Source organism: Mesorhizobium bavaricum (assembly GCF_056781655.1).
This window is the reverse complement of sequence record NZ_CM165566.1, coordinates 3,152,980-3,168,860: the sequence shown is the minus strand read 5'-3', so window position 1 is coordinate 3,168,860 and position 15,881 is coordinate 3,152,980. Positions and strand designations below refer to the sequence as shown.

The window sequence follows — 15,881 nt, the reverse complement described above, 5'->3', positions numbered from 1 at the left end:
TGAACTGCTCTACGGCGTCGCGCGGAGGTTCCTGCGGGCGCGCCGCCTGCCCGCTGCACGTGCTTTCTCCGCCACCACGCCGGTGATCTCGACCACGCTGCCCTCACGCGGTCTGCCGTTGGTGGCCTTGTGCAGCCGCTCGTAGGGCAGCAATTCCTTGATCCGGGCATTGAGGGACACGATTTCGGCCCTGAGGTCCTCGCATTCCTGCCTCTGGACATCGAGCTGTATCTGTTCCGACGCCTGTTGCAGCATAAGCTGTGAAAGATTGGCGTTCACTTTCGAGAGGTTCGCCTTGTCGCTATCGTTCTCTTCGGCGAGCGCGGACAATCTTTCATCGGCGATTTTCTTTTCGGCCAGGGTGTGTTCAATTCAGTCTTGAGCCTGGCGATCTCGCCGGTGGCCTCGCTGTTCTCGTTCGAGGCCGACTCCAGCCGCGATTGCAGCTCCTGGATCTCGGAACGCAACCCGCGCATCTCCGTCTCGCTGCGCGCCAGTTCGGCTTCCCTGTCACCTTCCACCATGCCGGCCGCTTCGGTCATTTCCGACAGCTTCGCCTGTGCGGCCTCGAGCGACTTCTGCAGCCGCATCTCCTCTTTCTCGCTCTTGCCGAGCGCAGCCAGCAGTTCCACAAGCCGCGCTGCTTCGCTGGCATGGATCGCCGAGAGCTCGTCGAGCCTGTGGCGTGCCTGGGATTCCCGCTTCAGCGCCTTGTCGAACTCGATCGACAGGCTGACATGTTTTTCCCGCAGCATCTTGCTCTCGCGCAAGCGCCTGTTGGCCTCGACCGTCCTGGCCGTCAGCCGCTTGGCGATGTCGCCGAAATCCGCGTCGCGTCTTGCGCTCGCATTGGATGTCTCCGCGAGTTCCAGCCTTGTCGCGGCAAGCGCCGCGCGAAGCGCATCCCTGTCCTGAACCAGGCTTGTCTCGCGCTGTTGCAGCACTTCGCAGGTGCTTTCACGCTCGCGCAGCTTTCTGCCCGCGTCGTGCAGCTTTTCCGACAGCGTTCTTTGTTCCGCGATCAGGCCGGCATTCGTCAGCTCCAGCTCGTTGGCGCGAATGATGTCGCCATGGAGGATGTTGAGGTACTCGCGCGTCAAATGGTGTGAGGTCGCGATCTCCGACAGCTTGCCGTTGATATCGTCCAGATAATCCCTGGCGTCATGGAACAGCCCTTCGAAGGCACTCAAGGCAGCCAGTCGGGTCTGGGTGTGGGAGGTCAGTCGCGGCCCGGTTTCAGGACTGTCCGCATCGCCGGGATCGTTTGCATTTGCAGCACTGTCCCCATTTGCCGCAATGGCCTCAGGTGGCGGCTCGTCAGGGCCTGCCGCGGCATCCGCGGCATCGCCGCTCTTGGGCGGCGCCTCGTCCTCGGCGTCGAGAGTCGCATCCAGCGCATCCGCCAGATCGATCTCGAGGTCTTGAATTGCTTTATCTACGTCTTCAGCACGCTTGATCAGGCCCTTGAAGTTCATGGCCGAATACCCCTTACGCCATACCCCAACTTGCTACTTAACGAATTGCTAACATATCCTTACATCCGCTAATTGCGCAGGGGAAGCCCCCCATTGGCGGGAGGCAAGGTCGGCACATTTGGGGTTTGGATGCCGCGAACAACCAATGCCGCGGCCGTGGGAAAGCTTGTTCCTCGCCTCACCAGTGTGGGGGGCCGAAGGACAGGCAAGACCGTGGCGCGCCCCGGCGAGATGGCTCGGCAAAGCCGCGCGGGACCTTCAGGGTGGGGATGTGCCGCCGAGAAACTCGCCGCATCCCGGCTTGCCGGACTGCACGGTGATTGTCGCAGGCGAGACTGAGTGCCTACCTCAAAAGGCGTCTCAGCTGCTTTTGGGGGCCGGCACCAGCTGGATCGGGGGCCGCTCACCGGGCGCGTTGCCCAGTGCGATGGCGACCCGGTCGCGCCCCTTGCCCTTGGCATCGTAGAGCGCGTGATCCGCGGCATTGGTCAATTCGGCCCAGCCGACGTGAACTTCCGGGTGGGGGTGCTGGCGCAGCCCCCCGCCCCGATCCGCTTTGCGGGATCGACCCCCAGGAGTAAAGTCAGCCCGCCATCGCCAGCGGCACGGCGCTCTTGTTGGGGATCTGGATGTCGATTTCCAGCGTCGACATGGTCTCGCCGCGGTCCATCGAGACCTGCAGATAGTCCTGGTCGATCTGCACATGCTTGGCGATGACGGCCATGATCTCCTCGCGCAGGATGGAGACGAGGTCTGGCTGGCTGCGGTTGCGGCGCTCATAGGCGAGCAGCACCTGCAGCCGCTCGCGCGCCACCGGCGCACTGGAGCGCCGCTTGAAGATATCGAGCAGGTTCATGCCGCCCTCCTTCCCAAAAGACGATCGAGGAAACCCTTGCGCTCGAACGGCACGACGACCGGCAGCTGTTCGCCCTCGAGCCGCCTGGCGGCGTCGATATAGGCTCGTGCCGCGGCGTTGAGCGGCTCCGACAGCGTCACCGGCGAACCGAGGTTGGAGGCCCTGAGCACATCCTGGCTCTCGGGAATGATGCCGAGCAGCGGTGTCGACAAGATTTCCAGCACGTCGTCGATGGAGAGCATTTCGCCGCGCGAGGCGCGCGCCGCGTCATAGCGCGTGACCAGCACATGCTTGGCGATCTGCTCGCCCTGCTCTGCCCGCAGCGTACGGGCATCGAGCAGGCCGATGATGCGATCGGAATCGCGCACCGAGCTCACTTCCGGATTGGTGACGATGACCGCCTCGTCGGCAAAGCGCATGGCGAGCTGCGCGCCGCGCTCGATGCCGGCCGGGCTGTCGCAGAAGACGTAGTCGAACACCGAGCGCAGCTTGTCGATGACTTCGCCGACGCCCTCCTCCGTCAGCGCATCCTTGTCGCGCGTCTGCGAGGCCGGCAGCAGGAACAGCGTCTCCACCCGCTTGTCGCGGATCAGCGCCTGCGACAGCTTGGCCGAGCCCTGGATGACGTTGACGAGGTCGAACACCACCCGGCGTTCGGCGCCCATGATCAGGTCGAGGTTGCGCAGGCCGACGTCGAAGTCGACAAGCGCCACCTTCTTGCCGGTCTTGGCGACCGCGGCACCAAGGGCTGCCGTCGAGGTCGTCTTGCCGACGCCCCCCTTGCCCGAAGTGACCACCACTACCTTGCCCATGAAAATGCCTCCGTTGTTGTTGCTTTGTTGTTCCTGGTCGAGCGGCCTGGCCGCCCAATATCGGTCGAAATCAATGTCAACTCAGCGGCGAAACGCGCAGCGCGTCGCCGTCGAGAAACGCCTGCACCGGCTTGCCGCGTGAAACACCTTCCATCTCCTCGGCGGTGACGTACCAGCCGTCGACCGCCAGCAGTTCGGCCTCGTTCCTGCGGCAGAAGATGCGCGCGCCCTTGTTGCCCAGCGCGCCGGCGGAAGCGCGCCCGCGCAGCGTGCCGTAGACATGGATCGAGCCCGCCGCGATGATCTCCGAACCGGACGCGACCGAGCCGAGCACGATGACATCGCCATGCGGATGCACGATCGCCTGGCCGGAGCGGATCGGCGACTTGATCATCAGCGTGCCCGAAGCCTCCTGCGGCGGCGCAACCTGAGGCTCGCTTTCGCCTGTTAGGCTTGCGCCAGCCTTGCCCTTGCCAGCAGCGCCCGCATCCGCGCGCGCCTCAAGCGCCTTGCCCTCGGCCTTGTCGGAAACCTCCGCCCTCGCCTTGCGGCCGGGCAGCAGGCCATCGGTCGTGGCCTCCTTGGCGCCGGTCAGCACCGGCGGCAATTCGGCGCCGAGAGCGGCCCCTTCGAGCTCGATGGCATAGATGCGGATGCCGCGCGTGGCCAGTTCCGCCACCAGCGCCGCGATCTCGCTCGGCTGCGGCTTCATCGTGTTCAGATCGAGCAGCACCGGGCGGCCTGAGAAATAGCCGGGCGAGTTGCCGATCCAGTGGTCCAGCCCCTCTAGCCAGGCCGCCAGGGGCGCCTCCGGCGTCAGCGTGAACGCCACGAAGGAGCGGGCGCGAAAGCGAATGGATTTGGCCTCAAGGGGAGCGGCAAAAGTCACTGGCGGCGAATCCTTACTGATAGGTAAACGCTAGCGAGTGAATGGTTAACGAATGGTTAATGGGCTGGATGACTCCTTGGCAGCCCGCGTGAAATCGGAAGGTTCGCTAGACGCCGGCTTCGGACGCCAACCGGCGACACATTGTACGTCTTGATATTGGCCGAGAGGGGCCTGTCTGCTGATCAGTCGCAATTGCGCCAAGCGGACGTCCATGCCCAGCACTGCGCGAAGCCCTCCGACCTTCTGCCGCGGACTGGACAAGACCATAGCTAGCGGCCAAGGATGAAGCGCATTCTCGCCTCAAGGTCTCCCTGCAGCCTTGCGACGCCTTCACCATTGTTGTGATAGTGAATGTAGCGCAGGTGCCGGAGATCAAACGGAACATCTTCTGCATTCTGGGTGATCAGGATGACTTCACGTCCCAGCGTGTGCGCAATACCGGCCTCATAAAAGACATTTGGGTTCCGGCCGGTGCAGTCCACAGCAATGATGCGCGACCGGTCTATCAAGGACGCGATATCCTGCATGATGGCGTGATGTTCCCAGATGTTGTCCGCTCGGTTACATCGCATACCGACGCTACGAGCCGCTGCTTCGATGCTCGCATAAACTGCTTCGAACCCTCCGGCAAATGGCATCATGGCTGATGCCTGTAGAGGGTCTACCGCCTCACGTTCTGGTAAGTTAAATACAGCCGGCCGCTGCCGAACCGGAGCGCGCAATATCCTCAACAGGACCTGATAAAGATCGACATCCTTCACTGACCAATGGTTGCGTGAGAATTCGAAGTCGTGCGGCATATGGAACTGCGCGCGGTTTTCAAGGATGTAGGCGTTGGTGAGTGCCGGAACTTCCCGCTCGATCGTGTATTCAAACGAAACATCGCGTCCAACAATACGCGCCCTGTTTAGGTGGCCAACGTACGCAAGCTCGCCTCGTACTCCTTCCTGCATGAATAAGGTTGGAAGGCGAATTAGTGCATCAACGTCGATGACGTTGTTCGGTCGGAACAGAGCCGCAATGTGATCGTCGGTATACTCGAAAATCCGCTCGATTGGCATAGTTTCTGCGCCCCCGGCCCAATCGACATTACGCATGATAAGGTTGAACATCAGCCCGGTTCCTCAATAACTATTGCCTTTGATAGACTCTCAGCCTCTGGCTGTCATTAGTTGACGAGACGCAGGTAACGTGGCCGGCGGATATGAATTCTTGGTGAGGTTGGGGATGGACAGGTCACTTTGGCGGGAGAAGTACCCTGAAGACAGTTATCCGGCTTTTCCGTGCCCAAAATGCAAGAATGGGCTTCTCAAAAGGGTGAAGGATAAGGGTGTCACCGTCTGGGAAGAAGGCGACGATCCAATGGTTGCGAGCGGCAAGTTCACCAGTTTCTTTGCCTGTTCCCATGCGTTTTGCCGAACGGTCGCGGTCTTATCCGGTATCGCAAGCTCAGGTCCCTACTATTACATCGATCAGGACGGCGAAGAGCAAATGGACGAGGAAACCAACTTCTATCCAAAGTCGATGATTCCCGGGCCTCGCATCATCGCGATACCGGGGAAGACACCCAAGGCCGTCAGTGACGAGATCACCAAATCCTTCAGACTGTTTTGGACCGACAGGAGTTCGGCGGCAAACAAGCTCCGCAATGCGGTGGAGGAGATTCTCGCCGACTTCGGCATCCCGAAAGCTACACCTGCGGGCAAATTTGTCGCGTTAGGTGTCCGGCTTGATCGGGCCGAGAAATTGGACATCGCGCACCATGGCACAATGGTAGCTTTGAAGGACGTGGGAAACACTGGAAGTCACGAAGGCGGGCTACCCCTAAAGGATCTGCTGGATGCTTACGATATTTTCGAAGACGCGCTGGAGGACATATACGGAGGTCGAAAAGCGCGCCTGGATGCAATTCGTGCGAGGCTGACAAAGCCAAAGCCACCCGCCGCGGCTCCCGTCAGGAAACCGGCAACTCAAGTTTCCAAAGCGAAGATTGGGCCGACCGCCAAACCCTGAGTACTTTTTGGCCGTCGTGCTTGACGGTAGGGAGGCCTTACACAGGATCCATCTTTCGATTGGCGCAATTTCTTACCGTGTCCACTTTTGGGAAGGATCAACGCCTTTCTTGGCGACCGACTAGAGGCGCCTTACCGCCCCGCAGGTCGGGGCCGCTTGCGTACGGTTTGCTCTCGGGCAGAGGAGCCGGATAGTCGCTACACCACTAATGCGTCTCAGCCCAATGCGGGGGTAATCCATGCCCGAGGCACGAGGGCCTGTCCACGCCATTCCTCGATCAATTTGACTCCGGGCAACTTCCCCCAGACGTCCTCATCTGCGTGGTCCAGGACGATGATCTGGAGGCGACCCTTGGCGGCCGTGACCTCAGCGCCTAGGAGCGCAAAGACCTTCCTGACAGCGACCACGTCCTGATCCCTCCACGCGATGAGGTCGGGTCCCTCGTCGCCCGCGGCCCGCTTGGGAAAATAGACTTGGCTAGGTTGGTCGAAGATCAGCTGCCCAGGGACTGGGTGATGAGGCTCGGCCAGGAAGTAGTGCTGCAGCGCAAGCATTAGTGCGACGTGATACGCGAGCCAATTGGCGCCGCTGCCAATCTCCCACAAGTAGTCCTCACGTGTTCCCCTGGTCACCTTGACGGTCAGGTCTTCAATCAACAGCCTGATCGGGGCCTCGGGCCACTCCGCGTCAAGCTGCGGAACCAGCCGATTGGCATGATGGGCGACTTGGTTCAGGGCGTTGAATAGCTTGCGCTGGATGTCGGCCTCGGAGATCGTCTTTTGCAGCGTCGCAATATCGACCTGCAGCGAGGCGACTTCCTGCCGCAAGTCCGACGACTGGTCGGCGCGATCGTAGATGTGCAGCGCTTGCTCCAATCGACCAAGGAAGCGCTCAAGCCGATCGAAGCGATTGACCTCGTCTCGGGCGGCGTCAGAGTCCTGTTCCAGCATCGTTATCTCGCTACGCACCTCGTTCAGCTCAGATAGGACCGCTTCAGCGGCGCCGCGCTGGCGCAGGATCTCCTTGTCGAGCGTGTTGGACATGGCAGGGTGGGTCCGCAGCCGGATCTCCAGACCGCCGAGGTTGTCGCAAAGGGCCAAGATCTTCTCACGGCCGCCGTCCCCGAGTGCGACCAACGGATCGGCCGACTCGTCGGCCATGTCCCTCAGCCACGTGGACAGGCCCAAACGGTCACGTTGGATGCGCATTGCGTCGCCGTACGCCTCGCTGCTCTCCACCAGACGGCGCAGTTCGTTCAGGCGCTGACGATGTTCGGTAAGTCGCGAGGCGAGTTCGGTTTCCAGCGCACGAAGGGTATCCAGACGCGTGAGCACCACATCGATGCCGGCCAGGCTTGGTCGCGCAAGGCTTGAGTTGCTGTTCGACACCCGTCGAAGCAAGTCAATGACGTCACTCCAGTCCTTCGGCACTTGAGTGGAGGAATCGACCAGGCCAAGTTCGACAGCCTGTCGCAGCCACGCCTCCGCCTCCGCCCGCCAAGCGCCAGTCGCTGACACGATCGCGCGTAGCTCAGCCTCCTTTCGGCGGAGGTTGCGCTGGAGCCGATCGATCTCAAACCGCGCCTGGAGAACCTTTGCGGTGACCGCGCCCAGAAGGTACGGGAAGATGGTCTTCAGCTTCTCCCGGTGTTCCGTCGTATCGGCCTTGAAAAACATCACGTCGGGATTGGCGACCACGTTCTGAGGTTGGAACGTGAAGGCCATGAGGTCACGGAAGCTTGGCCTCTGCTTGAATCCGTTCTCCGTACCCGGTTCGAAGTCGAGGTCTGTCAGGCCTGCCAGGCGGTTCATCGCGCGCTTGACCGTGTCGACATTGGTGGTCTTGTCGGTGATCGTCTCTGGGATCTCGACCTCCGCGCCCTCCAGCAGCACCATGTCGCCTGTGCTCTGTTGGTCCCCCGGTTCGCGCCGCGCCAAGAGCTTTTCGCCCTCCAGCGTCTCGATCAGAATGCCGAACCAGCTGCAGTTCTCGCGGATTACGCCCACCGGAATCGCGCATTTGTCCGAGCCCAGACAGTAATCGATAATAGGGATCACGGCGGACTTCCCGGTCTTCGACGCTCCGCTGATGACGTTGACGACGCCGCGCTCGAACTTGACGATCCGCGGCGCTGCGCCATTGCGAGGCCAAAGGATCAGTTTTCGAAGCTGGAAATACATTTAGAACTCCACCCGTAACAGGTTGGCCACCTGAGCAGTCCCCAGTTTCGAAAACCAGAAGCCCAACTTCTCCGAGGCAGGTCCGAGGTGCTTGACGCGCTCTGGAAGGACCAGCCTTTTCGGTTTCGGTTCTGGCACGTTTGCTCTCAAGGCAGCGTCCTTGTAATCCACGGACAGCAGCCGCCCGCTCACGCCGACAGCGACCGACTGCAATGTCAGAGCGCGCAGCAGCAGCGCCCGCTCATGGACGGCGAGGAGTTGTTCCCGTTCCTTTCCGAGCTTGGCCGCGAAGAGCGCCAGCCCGGAGGGTCGGTTTGTCGAGGTCACGATGTCGAGTGTTGCGCGATGCAGGACGATCGGCAGCACGAGAAACGCCAGGGCGAAGGGCGCTGGACGTTCGTCCTCAGCCTGGAAACCTTGGCCAAACCGCCACAAGGCGAAAGCCCCAAGTCCTGGATTCTGGACAATGGCGAGGTCGGTGAGCGGCAGACGCGATCGGCCAGGCTCAATCAAGTCGCTGGCTCCAGCAGAGTCTGGTAGTCGGGATGCCAGCCAAGCCGCAGCACGTGGGCAAGGGCGTTGAACGATCCGTGGACGAAATGGCCGGGGACGACCCGACCGTCGAGTGGAGGCTGCAACTGCGCGCAACGCCTGTAAACGATTCTCCCGCGAACCGTTGCGGGCTGTCCGGCCTGTACGTCGTGCACCTCTGCACTGACGTGCTCGTAGCGACCGACAAGATCATCGTCCCAGTCGCTCAGGTTCTTCTCAAAGATCAGCCCGCTTTCGCCCCAGATCGAGATGTCGGCGCGCGTCCTAAGGTAATCGCTGACGGCCCGGACGCGCGCTTCGTCTCCCACCTCAATCAGTTCGAGCTGGCGGACGAAGGCGGGACGGTCGGCGATCAATTGTTCGATGGCCTCGACCGGCGGTTGCTTGGTGAAAGACGACAGCAGTCCTGGAAGGTTGTTCTTCTGAACAAATGCTCTTTGTTCGGCCTGAAACGCGTCCGCGTCCAAGATGGCGGGCTTGCCAGCTCTGATCAGCCTGTCCGCCGCCTCCTTCGCAGCGCCGATCGCGCGTTCGCACACCAGGTCGATGATGAGCGGAGAGACCGTAGGCTTGAAGATCGCACGTATCGGATCGACGGGATCTGCATCGACGCTGACAACGGCGAGATTCTTGACCAAGGCGGCGCGATGAGCCGCATCAGCGTTCAGGAAAGCTTGGACGTCGGCATCGCACGCCGGGGCGGCTTTCAGCTTGCTGTAGGCCTTGACGAGATTGGCGACCAGCGCCTCGACGTCGGCGTCTGTTTTCGCGTCGTTAAGCGCGGTCGCGAAGGCGCCCGCCTTCACCGGTGTGACATATAGCTGGAAACGGCTGGTCGCCGGGTCGATCTCTCCCGCCGCCATGAAGCTGAGCCAGTTGGCCAACGACTTCCACAGGTCCGCAGCCCAGTCGGATATCGGGTTTTGCTTCAGCGCGCTCTTGCTTTGCTCAAGAACCACTTCGCCGCCGACCAGGTGAATCGCCACATCGTCTAAATGTTCGAGAGAGACCGAGGCGCCGCTAGGCACATTGAGCAGGTGAAAGCAAAGGCGCACGGGTTGAAGCGCATAGCCGAGGTATTGGCCAGCGGCGCCGTGTTTACCCGTTTGTGTTATTGCGTTCATTGCCCATCCCGAGTCGCACAGGAAGAAACCAGTAAAGATATTGGTATAGTTCGTCGTTGTTTACAATCGGCGCCCGGCGAGTTCATTCGAACTCTAGCCGCACTATGCAGGCAACCGGCGATATCGTCATTTGCTCGATCGGGGCAGCCAGGCGCGATACAATTGCGGTCTAGGCAGTTCTCGAAGCCCACTTGCGGGTAGGTGAACGACTGGCAAGGACGACCATTGCGAGGCGCATCGCGGTCGTTGCCCAGCCTGTCGATCAGCGCCTGCGCCTCGTCGCCCGGTATGCCGGTGCGCACCGCGTGCGCCTCTACCTCCAGCTGCGACGCGATTACTAAGCAGGGCTTTCGCCTCACGTGGGCAGCCGATTGCACCCGTGCATAGAGTTTGTTGACACGATGGAACACAGTGGCATTGCCACGAGTGGAACGACGGCCCTACAAACGCCTGACGACGAATTCTCAGGATGGGGCAGGCGCTGCTATGAGTGGCTGGTTGCATACTCTTCCACTCGCTTCGATGGCTCTCGTCGTGTTCGGGGCCACCTATGTCGTCGCGTTCATCTTGCACCAGGGCATCGCCGCTCTTTCCGTGGGCTCCACGGCGCGGTCATTCAAGGCGGTTTCGCCTGGCATGTTGCCGCCGCTGGGTATCATCTTTGGCCTGTTTGTGGCGTTCACCGCGGCTCAGGTCTGGAGCGACAACGATCACGCCAATGCGGCAGTCGATCGCGAGGCCAGTGCATTGCGGTCGGTCGTGGTTCTGGCGAGCAGCTTTCCCGGGGAACCCGAGGCGCGCTTACGGACGCTCGTGCGCAACTATATCGAGGAAACGACGAGCCAGGAGTGGCCGCTGATGGCCGAGAGCGCGGCGACCCTCACCATAAGCCCGGCGCTTAACGAGGCACTACGGACGACGCTGGCTTTGGCGCCAGGCAATCCCGGCCAGGAGATCGCGCAGCGCGAGATTACGAGGTGGCTTGAAGACGCCTTTGAGGCGCGTCGCCAACGGATTCTCGTCAGCTCCGCACAAGTCAACCCCACCAAGTGGGCCTGCCTGATCCTGCAAGCCTTCTGTGCTCTTCTCGCGATCGCGATCGTTCATAGTGATAACCGAATGGCATCGGCGATCGCTCTTGGAACTTTTGCGACCGGCGTGGCGGCATCCGTTCTCTTGATTCTCGCCCACGATCGGCCCTTCACGGGAGAGATCGCAGTATCGCCGCAGCCGTTGCTGCAAGTCATGCCGGAAGCCAAAGCGGGCGGCGGCGAATGATACAAGTGCAGAGACGGGTCAATTCCCACTTCGGTGTGGCGCCGGTGACCATGACTGTTTTCGGGATCATTTCGACAGTCCGCGACGAGATCGCCTCGCGGCACTGAGGAAACTGAATGCCAAAACAGCAGCCCCCTACGACTCGTCCCTCTCATCGCGCAAATTGGACACAACGCGGCGGTTCTGCGACCTGCAGGCGGCGTTGGGGCAGTCGCGGACGAGCCTGTCCTTGCCGTAGCCCTTGGCCCACATGCGGTTGCGGTCTATGCCGCCGGCGGCGAGGTAGTCCATCACCGCATCGGCGCGCTTCTGCGACAGCGCCGTTTCACTTGCGCCGGGATCGTCGGCGAAACCCTGCAGCTTGAGCAGCCAGCGCGGATGCTTTGCCAACCAGGCTATCTGGGTGTCGAGGGTGGCCTTGGCGACAGAATCGAGCGCGGCCGAACCTTGCGTGAAATAAATGCGGCGGCCGACATTGAGGATAAAATCCTCCTCGCTGCCCGGCTGGACGTTCTGGAAGGCGGCAACCTCGGCGTTGGTGACGTCGGGCGTGGAAGGGGTCAGCGTGGTGCTGGTCGAGCAGGATGCGGTCAGCACCAGCAGGCCGGCGGCGAGCAGCCGGCGCGTGTTTTCAATCATGCGGTTCATGAGGCGCGCCAATCATTCGACAGTGGTGGAAGCGGGCGCCTGGTCGGCGATGTGCGGCAGGACCTCCACCGCGGTGCCGATCGGGCAGCGCTGGTAGAGGTCGATGATGTCTTCCGGGAACATGCGGATGCAGCCGCTGGAAGCGTCGGTGCCGATGCTCCATGGCTCCAGCGTGCCATGCAGGCGGTAGCCGATGTCGGCGCCGTCGCGGTACAGATAGAGCGCGCGCGGCCCGAGCGGATTGTTGGACGCACCGCCTTCGATCATGGGCGGCAGCTCCGGCCTGCGCTTACGCATTTCGGGGGGCGGGACCCATTGCGGCCACAGCGCGCGGCGGTCGATTGTCGCGCGGCCGTACCATTTGAAGCCCTCCTTGCCGACGCCGACGCCGTAGCGGATGGCGGTCTTGTTTTCCATGATGAGGTAGAGGAAGTGGTGGCGGGTATCGACCACGACGGTGCCGACCGTCTCGCTGCTGAAATACTTGACGATCTGGCGATGCCATCTCTTGTTGATCTTGGCGAAGTTGGTCTTGCGATAGACAAAATTGTTGTCGCTGGCGGTACCGGCGAAATAGGATTTTGCCGTCGCGGCTTGAACAATATTGCCGGTCGCACCGACCGCGACCAGCGCCAGGCCGCCGAGCACGACATCCCTGCGTGATAAAACCATCGGCAATCCCCCATGCCTTAAGCCTGGTGGACCATAGTAGAGAATGATTTCGCCTCAAAGTGGAAAATGCTGCGTTGCCAGACCAGGGTCGAGACTCAATCAAAGCCAGAACGCTATTATGGTAGCGAGGGTGAGCCGATTTGCTTGGAGAGAGGGTATGATCACGACAGACCGGTTGAAGCTCAGGCCCTGGCGAGAGGCGGATAAGCCCCTGTTGGGCGTTATCCACGCCGATCCGGAGGTGATGCAGTTCCTCGGCGGCACGAAGACCGCCTCTGAGACCAGCGACGTCGTCGAACAACTGATGCGACTTTCCGAAGGCGGCGAGCCGATTTTCTGGGCTGCCGAGCGTATCGGCGACGGGGCGTTGCTCGGCGCGGTCGGCCTGCATCGCCTCGGGACCGATTTTCCTTTCGGCCCGGCACTGGAGGTGGGCTGGCGGCTTGCTCGCGACCATTGGGGCAAGGGCTATGCGACCGAAGCCGCTCGCGCCGCCCTCGACCATGCATTCGGCAGCCTGGATGCGCCGTGCGTGTACGCATTCACCGCATTGGCGAACAAGCGGTCCGAAACCGTCATGCAGCGGTTGGGGATGAAGAAGATCGAGGGCGGCGAATTCGCTCACCCTGACCTGTTGCCGACCGATCCGAGCTCAATGCACATGCTGTATGTCGCCGAAAGGACAGTGTGGCAGTCGGGTACCTAGTGCAATTGCGAACAACTCAGCTCCCCTCAATACTGCCTAATATACCGCACCTCACGCTCGTGCTTCTCGACTGCCTCGCCTTGCTTGGTGTCGGAGCAGGCTAGTCGTGCTAGGATCGCCGGTCGGCACCCTGCTGCCTCTGCGCAACGCGGCTGCAAGTGCCGGTTGGCGGGCTGACGGCAGCAGATTTCCTGGCCGCAAATTTTCTGCAGGAGCAAGGGGGCGGTGATGAGCGCAAGGGACCGATTTTTCCGCAGCCTGATGATGGCTGGCCTGTTTGCCGGTGTCTTCTGGGTGGATGCCGCCCTGGCGCAGGACGCGGGGTGTAGGTTCGAGCCGGTGGCCGCTACGTCCCGACAGGTTCTGAGATGTCGGCAAGGCCTTACCATCATTGTCGAAGGCGGCTCTCGTTTCACGCTGGTGGACCGCGATCGAAACGGCATTGTCGATGCGGTCAGGTTGCGGCGCAAGGCGCTGCTGCTCAATGCTCCGGCCGGCTCGATCCCGGATGGCTTCGCGGTTGTCACCCCGCAGGCGATCGCCGCGGCACGCGGCACCAAATGGGTCGTCGACGTCGGCCAGGGCAAGACGTCAGTTTTCGTCCTCAGGGGCCGCGTCGCCGTAAACCGGCCGGCGTCCAGCGCCGGCGTGGTGCTGGCGCCGGGCGAAGGCGTCGACGTCGCGCCTGGAACAGGCCCACTGACCGTCAAGCGCTGGCCCGCCAAGCGCGTTTCCGCATTGCTGGCCCGTTTCGGCCAGTGAGCTGCCGTGAGCAGGCGAGCGCTTCCGACGCTGATCGCGCTCATCCTGGCGGGTCTTTGGGGCGCCGGCCTGGGGGTCGCGCACTGGCGCGGCAATTTGTGGTTTCTCGACCGCGTCGAAGCAACGATGACCGATCTTCGGACGCTTGTGCGAGGACCAGCGAAGCCACCGGAGCTGCTGACCATCGTCGCGATAGACGATGAAGCGGTGCGGCGCGAGGGTACATATCCCCTCAGCCGCGCCACCCTTGCCCGGCTTGTCGATACGATAGCGCGGCTTGGACCGAAAGCCATTGCGCTCGACCTGCTGCTGGTCGATCCCGGGGCAGAAGACAACGACGAGGCGCTGGCGCGTTCGCTGCGCGGAGGGGCAAGCGTCATCGCTGCCGCGGCGGTCTACCCCGGAGGTGAACAATGGACGGTGGGCGAAGGACCCATCGCCCGCGTGCCGAATGCCGAGCGGTTCCTGTGGCCCTTGAAAGCGTTCTCGGATGTCGCGGCTGTCGGCGTCGTCAACGTGGCCACCGACAAGACGGGAACGCCCCGCTTCGTGCCGTTGCTGTTTCGGGCCGGAGATCGGCTGGAAGCGTCTTTCCCCTTGCGTGTCGCCGCCATGGCGGCAGGACAGGATCCGGAAATCGCAGCCGATCATCTATCGCTGGGCGGACGCTCGATCCGGACGGACATCGGTCACATCCTGCCCCTGACATTCTATGGCCCCCGCGGCACGATCCACACGATCAGCGCGGCGACCGTGCTGGACGGAAAATTCGACCCCGGCACGATCCGCGATCGAATTGTCGTGATCGGAGCAACGGCAACCGGCACCGGCGATGTTTTCCCGACACCGTTCGATCCCATACTGCCGGGCGTCGAAGTCATATCGACGGCGATTGCCCATCTGACGGCCGGCGACGGAATAGTGCGGGACCAGTCTGTCCGGCTTGCGGACGCGGGCTTTGCGGTGGTGCTGCCAATGGTCCTTGTCGGGCTGTTGGCATGGCGGCGAAACGCCGGCGGCCTGGCGGCGATCGCCGGCGTGGTCCTGATCTGGCTGGTGGTCAACATGACCGCTTTCTCGCACCACATCTGGCTGAGCGCCGCGCTGCCGATGACCGCCGCCGTGCCGCCGGCCATCTTGTTCGGGGCCGCGCAGCTTTGGCTGGGCAGGAGCCGAGCGCAATTTTTCGCAACGCAGAGCCAATTGCTTCAACGCGTTGAAGCCCCAGGCATGGGGGAGTGGCTGGCCAGGCATGGCGACTTCCTCTCGGACCCCGTTCGAGGAGACGCCGCCATCCTGTTCATTGACCTGTCCGGCTTCACCGGACTGAGTGAATCCCTGGGACCGGTCGCCACGCGCGAGCTCCTGAACGGTTTTCATGCGTTGGTCGGCGAAGAAGTGACGGGCTGCGGTGGCGTCGTCACGAGTTTCATGGGGGACGGAGCCATGATCCTGTTCGGACTGCCGGAACCAGCGGCGAACGACGCCTTCAATGCCGCCCGCTGTTGTGTGGCGCTCTCCAGCCGCACCAACGATTGGCTCGCCTCGTTGCCGGCAGCGACCGCATCCCGGCTCGGCTTCAAGATTGGAGCCCACCACGGAACAATCGTCGCCTCTCGGCTCGGCGGCGAAGGCCGTCAGCACATCGCGGCCATAGGCGACACAGTCAACGTTGCCAGCCGCTTGATGGAGATCGCGGCCGACCAGAATGCCGAAGTCGCGGTGAGTGACAGAATGCTCGATGTCGCCGGCCGCGACTGCGCGCTGTTCAAATCCGGCACCCTGAAAGGACCCGTGGAAACACAGATCCGTGGGCGATCCGGCTCGCTCGCAATCTGGCTTTGGCAGAGTGCAGGGATGCCGCAGTAGAGGGTTGCCGCCAGGCCTGCGGCTTGCCTGCCCTGCCAACAGCGC

17 protein-coding genes are annotated in these 15,881 nt (G+C 62.2%); 5 read left to right on the top strand and 12 right to left on the bottom strand.

What is annotated here, in order from left to right; all coding sequences use genetic code 11:
• Window positions 1-9: 9 nt before the first annotated feature.
• The 7 genes from AC1RZR_RS15485 to AC1RZR_RS15455 form a co-directional block, all read right to left on the bottom strand.
• Window positions 10-330 carry a hypothetical protein gene (locus AC1RZR_RS15485; RefSeq protein ID WP_481828846.1) on the bottom strand — a complete coding sequence of 107 codons (321 nt, stop codon included), beginning with the start codon at window positions 328-330 and terminating at the stop codon, window positions 10-12.
• On the bottom strand, window positions 276-1,475 hold the full coding sequence (locus tag AC1RZR_RS15480; RefSeq protein WP_481828845.1) for a coiled-coil domain-containing protein: 1,200 nt from the start codon (window positions 1,473-1,475) through the stop codon (window positions 276-278). The genes AC1RZR_RS15485 and AC1RZR_RS15480 overlap by 55 nt, the downstream gene beginning before the upstream one ends.
• 360 nt (window positions 1,476-1,835) lie before the next feature.
• Window positions 1,836-1,967, bottom strand: a complete 132-nt coding sequence (locus AC1RZR_RS15475) for a hypothetical protein (protein ID WP_481828844.1) — start codon at window positions 1,965-1,967, stop codon at window positions 1,836-1,838.
• A gap of 91 nt (window positions 1,968-2,058) precedes the next feature.
• A complete protein-coding gene (gene minE, locus AC1RZR_RS15470) occupies window positions 2,059-2,331 on the bottom strand; it encodes a cell division topological specificity factor MinE (RefSeq protein ID WP_024501686.1) in 273 nt (90 codons plus the stop codon).
• Complete coding sequence (gene minD, locus AC1RZR_RS15465; RefSeq protein ID WP_477278490.1) at window positions 2,328-3,143, bottom strand: septum site-determining protein MinD; 816 nt, start codon at window positions 3,141-3,143, stop codon at window positions 2,328-2,330. Before minD ends, minE begins: the two co-directional genes overlap by 4 nt.
• A 76-nt stretch (window positions 3,144-3,219) precedes the next feature.
• On the bottom strand, window positions 3,220-4,032 hold the full coding sequence (minC, locus tag AC1RZR_RS15460; RefSeq protein ID WP_481828843.1) for a septum site-determining protein MinC: 813 nt from the start codon (window positions 4,030-4,032) through the stop codon (window positions 3,220-3,222).
• Between the two features lie 269 nt (window positions 4,033-4,301).
• Window positions 4,302-5,144 (bottom strand): hypothetical protein, encoded by an 843-nt coding sequence (locus tag AC1RZR_RS15455; protein WP_481828842.1) that lies wholly within the window; start codon window positions 5,142-5,144, stop codon window positions 4,302-4,304.
• 115 nt (window positions 5,145-5,259) lie between these two features.
• Here AC1RZR_RS15455 and AC1RZR_RS15450 point away from each other — a divergent pair, with 115 nt between their 5' ends.
• A complete protein-coding gene (locus AC1RZR_RS15450; RefSeq protein ID WP_481828841.1) occupies window positions 5,260-6,045 on the top strand; it encodes a DUF4145 domain-containing protein in 786 nt (261 codons plus the stop codon).
• A 215-nt stretch (window positions 6,046-6,260) separates the two neighbouring features.
• On the opposite strand, the gene AC1RZR_RS15445 is transcribed toward AC1RZR_RS15450, so the two are convergent.
• From AC1RZR_RS15445 to AC1RZR_RS15435, 3 genes are read right to left on the bottom strand one after another with little or no spacing between them, the layout of a single operon-like run.
• Window positions 6,261-8,225: a DUF3732 domain-containing protein gene (locus AC1RZR_RS15445; protein ID WP_481828840.1), complete on the bottom strand. Its 1,965-nt coding sequence runs from the start codon at window positions 8,223-8,225 to the stop codon at window positions 6,261-6,263.
• Entirely contained in the window at window positions 8,226-8,738 is a 513-nt protein-coding gene (locus tag AC1RZR_RS15440) for a three component ABC system middle component (protein WP_481828839.1), read from the bottom strand.
• Window positions 8,735-9,901, bottom strand: a complete 1,167-nt coding sequence (locus tag AC1RZR_RS15435; protein WP_481828838.1) for an ABC-three component system protein — start codon at window positions 9,899-9,901, stop codon at window positions 8,735-8,737. The genes AC1RZR_RS15440 and AC1RZR_RS15435 overlap by 4 nt, the downstream gene beginning before the upstream one ends.
• Window positions 9,902-10,387: 486 nt before the next feature.
• Here AC1RZR_RS15435 and AC1RZR_RS15430 point away from each other — a divergent pair, with 486 nt between their 5' ends.
• On the top strand, window positions 10,388-11,179 hold the full coding sequence (locus AC1RZR_RS15430; protein WP_481828837.1) for a bestrophin-like domain: 792 nt from the start codon (window positions 10,388-10,390) through the stop codon (window positions 11,177-11,179).
• Between the two features lie 135 nt (window positions 11,180-11,314).
• Here the strand turns inward: AC1RZR_RS15430 and AC1RZR_RS15425 are convergent, their stop codons facing one another.
• Together AC1RZR_RS15425 and AC1RZR_RS15420 are read right to left on the bottom strand one after the other, a co-directional pair.
• Entirely contained in the window at window positions 11,315-11,827 is a 513-nt protein-coding gene (locus AC1RZR_RS15425; protein WP_481828836.1) for an OmpA family protein, read from the bottom strand.
• Window positions 11,828-11,839: 12 nt separating this feature from the next.
• Window positions 11,840-12,499, bottom strand: a complete 660-nt coding sequence (locus AC1RZR_RS15420; protein WP_477278483.1) for a L,D-transpeptidase — start codon at window positions 12,497-12,499, stop codon at window positions 11,840-11,842.
• A gap of 157 nt (window positions 12,500-12,656) precedes the next feature.
• Here AC1RZR_RS15420 and AC1RZR_RS15415 point away from each other — a divergent pair, with 157 nt between their 5' ends.
• From AC1RZR_RS15415 to AC1RZR_RS15405, 3 genes are all read left to right on the top strand, one after another.
• Window positions 12,657-13,205 carry a GNAT family N-acetyltransferase gene (locus AC1RZR_RS15415; protein ID WP_481828835.1) on the top strand — a complete coding sequence of 183 codons (549 nt, stop codon included), beginning with the start codon at window positions 12,657-12,659 and terminating at the stop codon, window positions 13,203-13,205.
• A gap of 228 nt (window positions 13,206-13,433) precedes the next feature.
• Entirely contained in the window at window positions 13,434-13,967 is a 534-nt protein-coding gene (locus tag AC1RZR_RS15410; RefSeq protein ID WP_481828834.1) for a FecR domain-containing protein, read from the top strand.
• Window positions 13,968-13,973: 6 nt separating this feature from the next.
• Window positions 13,974-15,836 carry a CHASE2 domain-containing protein gene (locus AC1RZR_RS15405; RefSeq protein WP_481828833.1) on the top strand — a complete coding sequence of 621 codons (1,863 nt, stop codon included), beginning with the start codon at window positions 13,974-13,976 and terminating at the stop codon, window positions 15,834-15,836.
• Window positions 15,837-15,881: the final 45 nt, after the last annotated feature.

Excerpts from the sequence above, each read along its gene's own strand:
- AC1RZR_RS15410 (WP_481828834.1), top strand. The coding sequence starts at position 13,434 with ATGAGCGCAAGGGACCGATTTTTCCGCAGCCTGATGATGGCTGGCCTG.
- AC1RZR_RS15430 (WP_481828837.1), top strand. The coding sequence starts at position 10,388 with ATGAGTGGCTGGTTGCATACTCTTCCACTCGCTTCGATGGCTCTCGTC.
- minD (WP_477278490.1), bottom strand. The coding sequence starts at position 3,143 with ATGGGCAAGGTAGTGGTGGTCACTTCGGGCAAGGGGGGCGTCGGCAAG.
- minE (WP_024501686.1), bottom strand. The coding sequence starts at position 2,331 with ATGAACCTGCTCGATATCTTCAAGCGGCGCTCCAGTGCGCCGGTGGCG.
- AC1RZR_RS15480 (WP_481828845.1), bottom strand. The coding sequence starts at position 1,475 with ATGAACTTCAAGGGCCTGATCAAGCGTGCTGAAGACGTAGATAAAGCA.
- AC1RZR_RS15455 (WP_481828842.1), bottom strand. The coding sequence starts at position 5,144 with ATGTTCAACCTTATCATGCGTAATGTCGATTGGGCCGGGGGCGCAGAA.
- AC1RZR_RS15420 (WP_477278483.1), bottom strand. The coding sequence starts at position 12,499 with ATGGTTTTATCACGCAGGGATGTCGTGCTCGGCGGCCTGGCGCTGGTC.
- AC1RZR_RS15445 (WP_481828840.1), bottom strand. The coding sequence starts at position 8,225 with ATGTATTTCCAGCTTCGAAAACTGATCCTTTGGCCTCGCAATGGCGCA.
- AC1RZR_RS15435 (WP_481828838.1), bottom strand. The coding sequence starts at position 9,901 with ATGAACGCAATAACACAAACGGGTAAACACGGCGCCGCTGGCCAATAC.
- AC1RZR_RS15450 (WP_481828841.1), top strand. The coding sequence starts at position 5,260 with ATGGACAGGTCACTTTGGCGGGAGAAGTACCCTGAAGACAGTTATCCG.
- AC1RZR_RS15425 (WP_481828836.1), bottom strand. The coding sequence starts at position 11,827 with ATGAACCGCATGATTGAAAACACGCGCCGGCTGCTCGCCGCCGGCCTG.
- AC1RZR_RS15415 (WP_481828835.1), top strand. The coding sequence starts at position 12,657 with ATGATCACGACAGACCGGTTGAAGCTCAGGCCCTGGCGAGAGGCGGAT.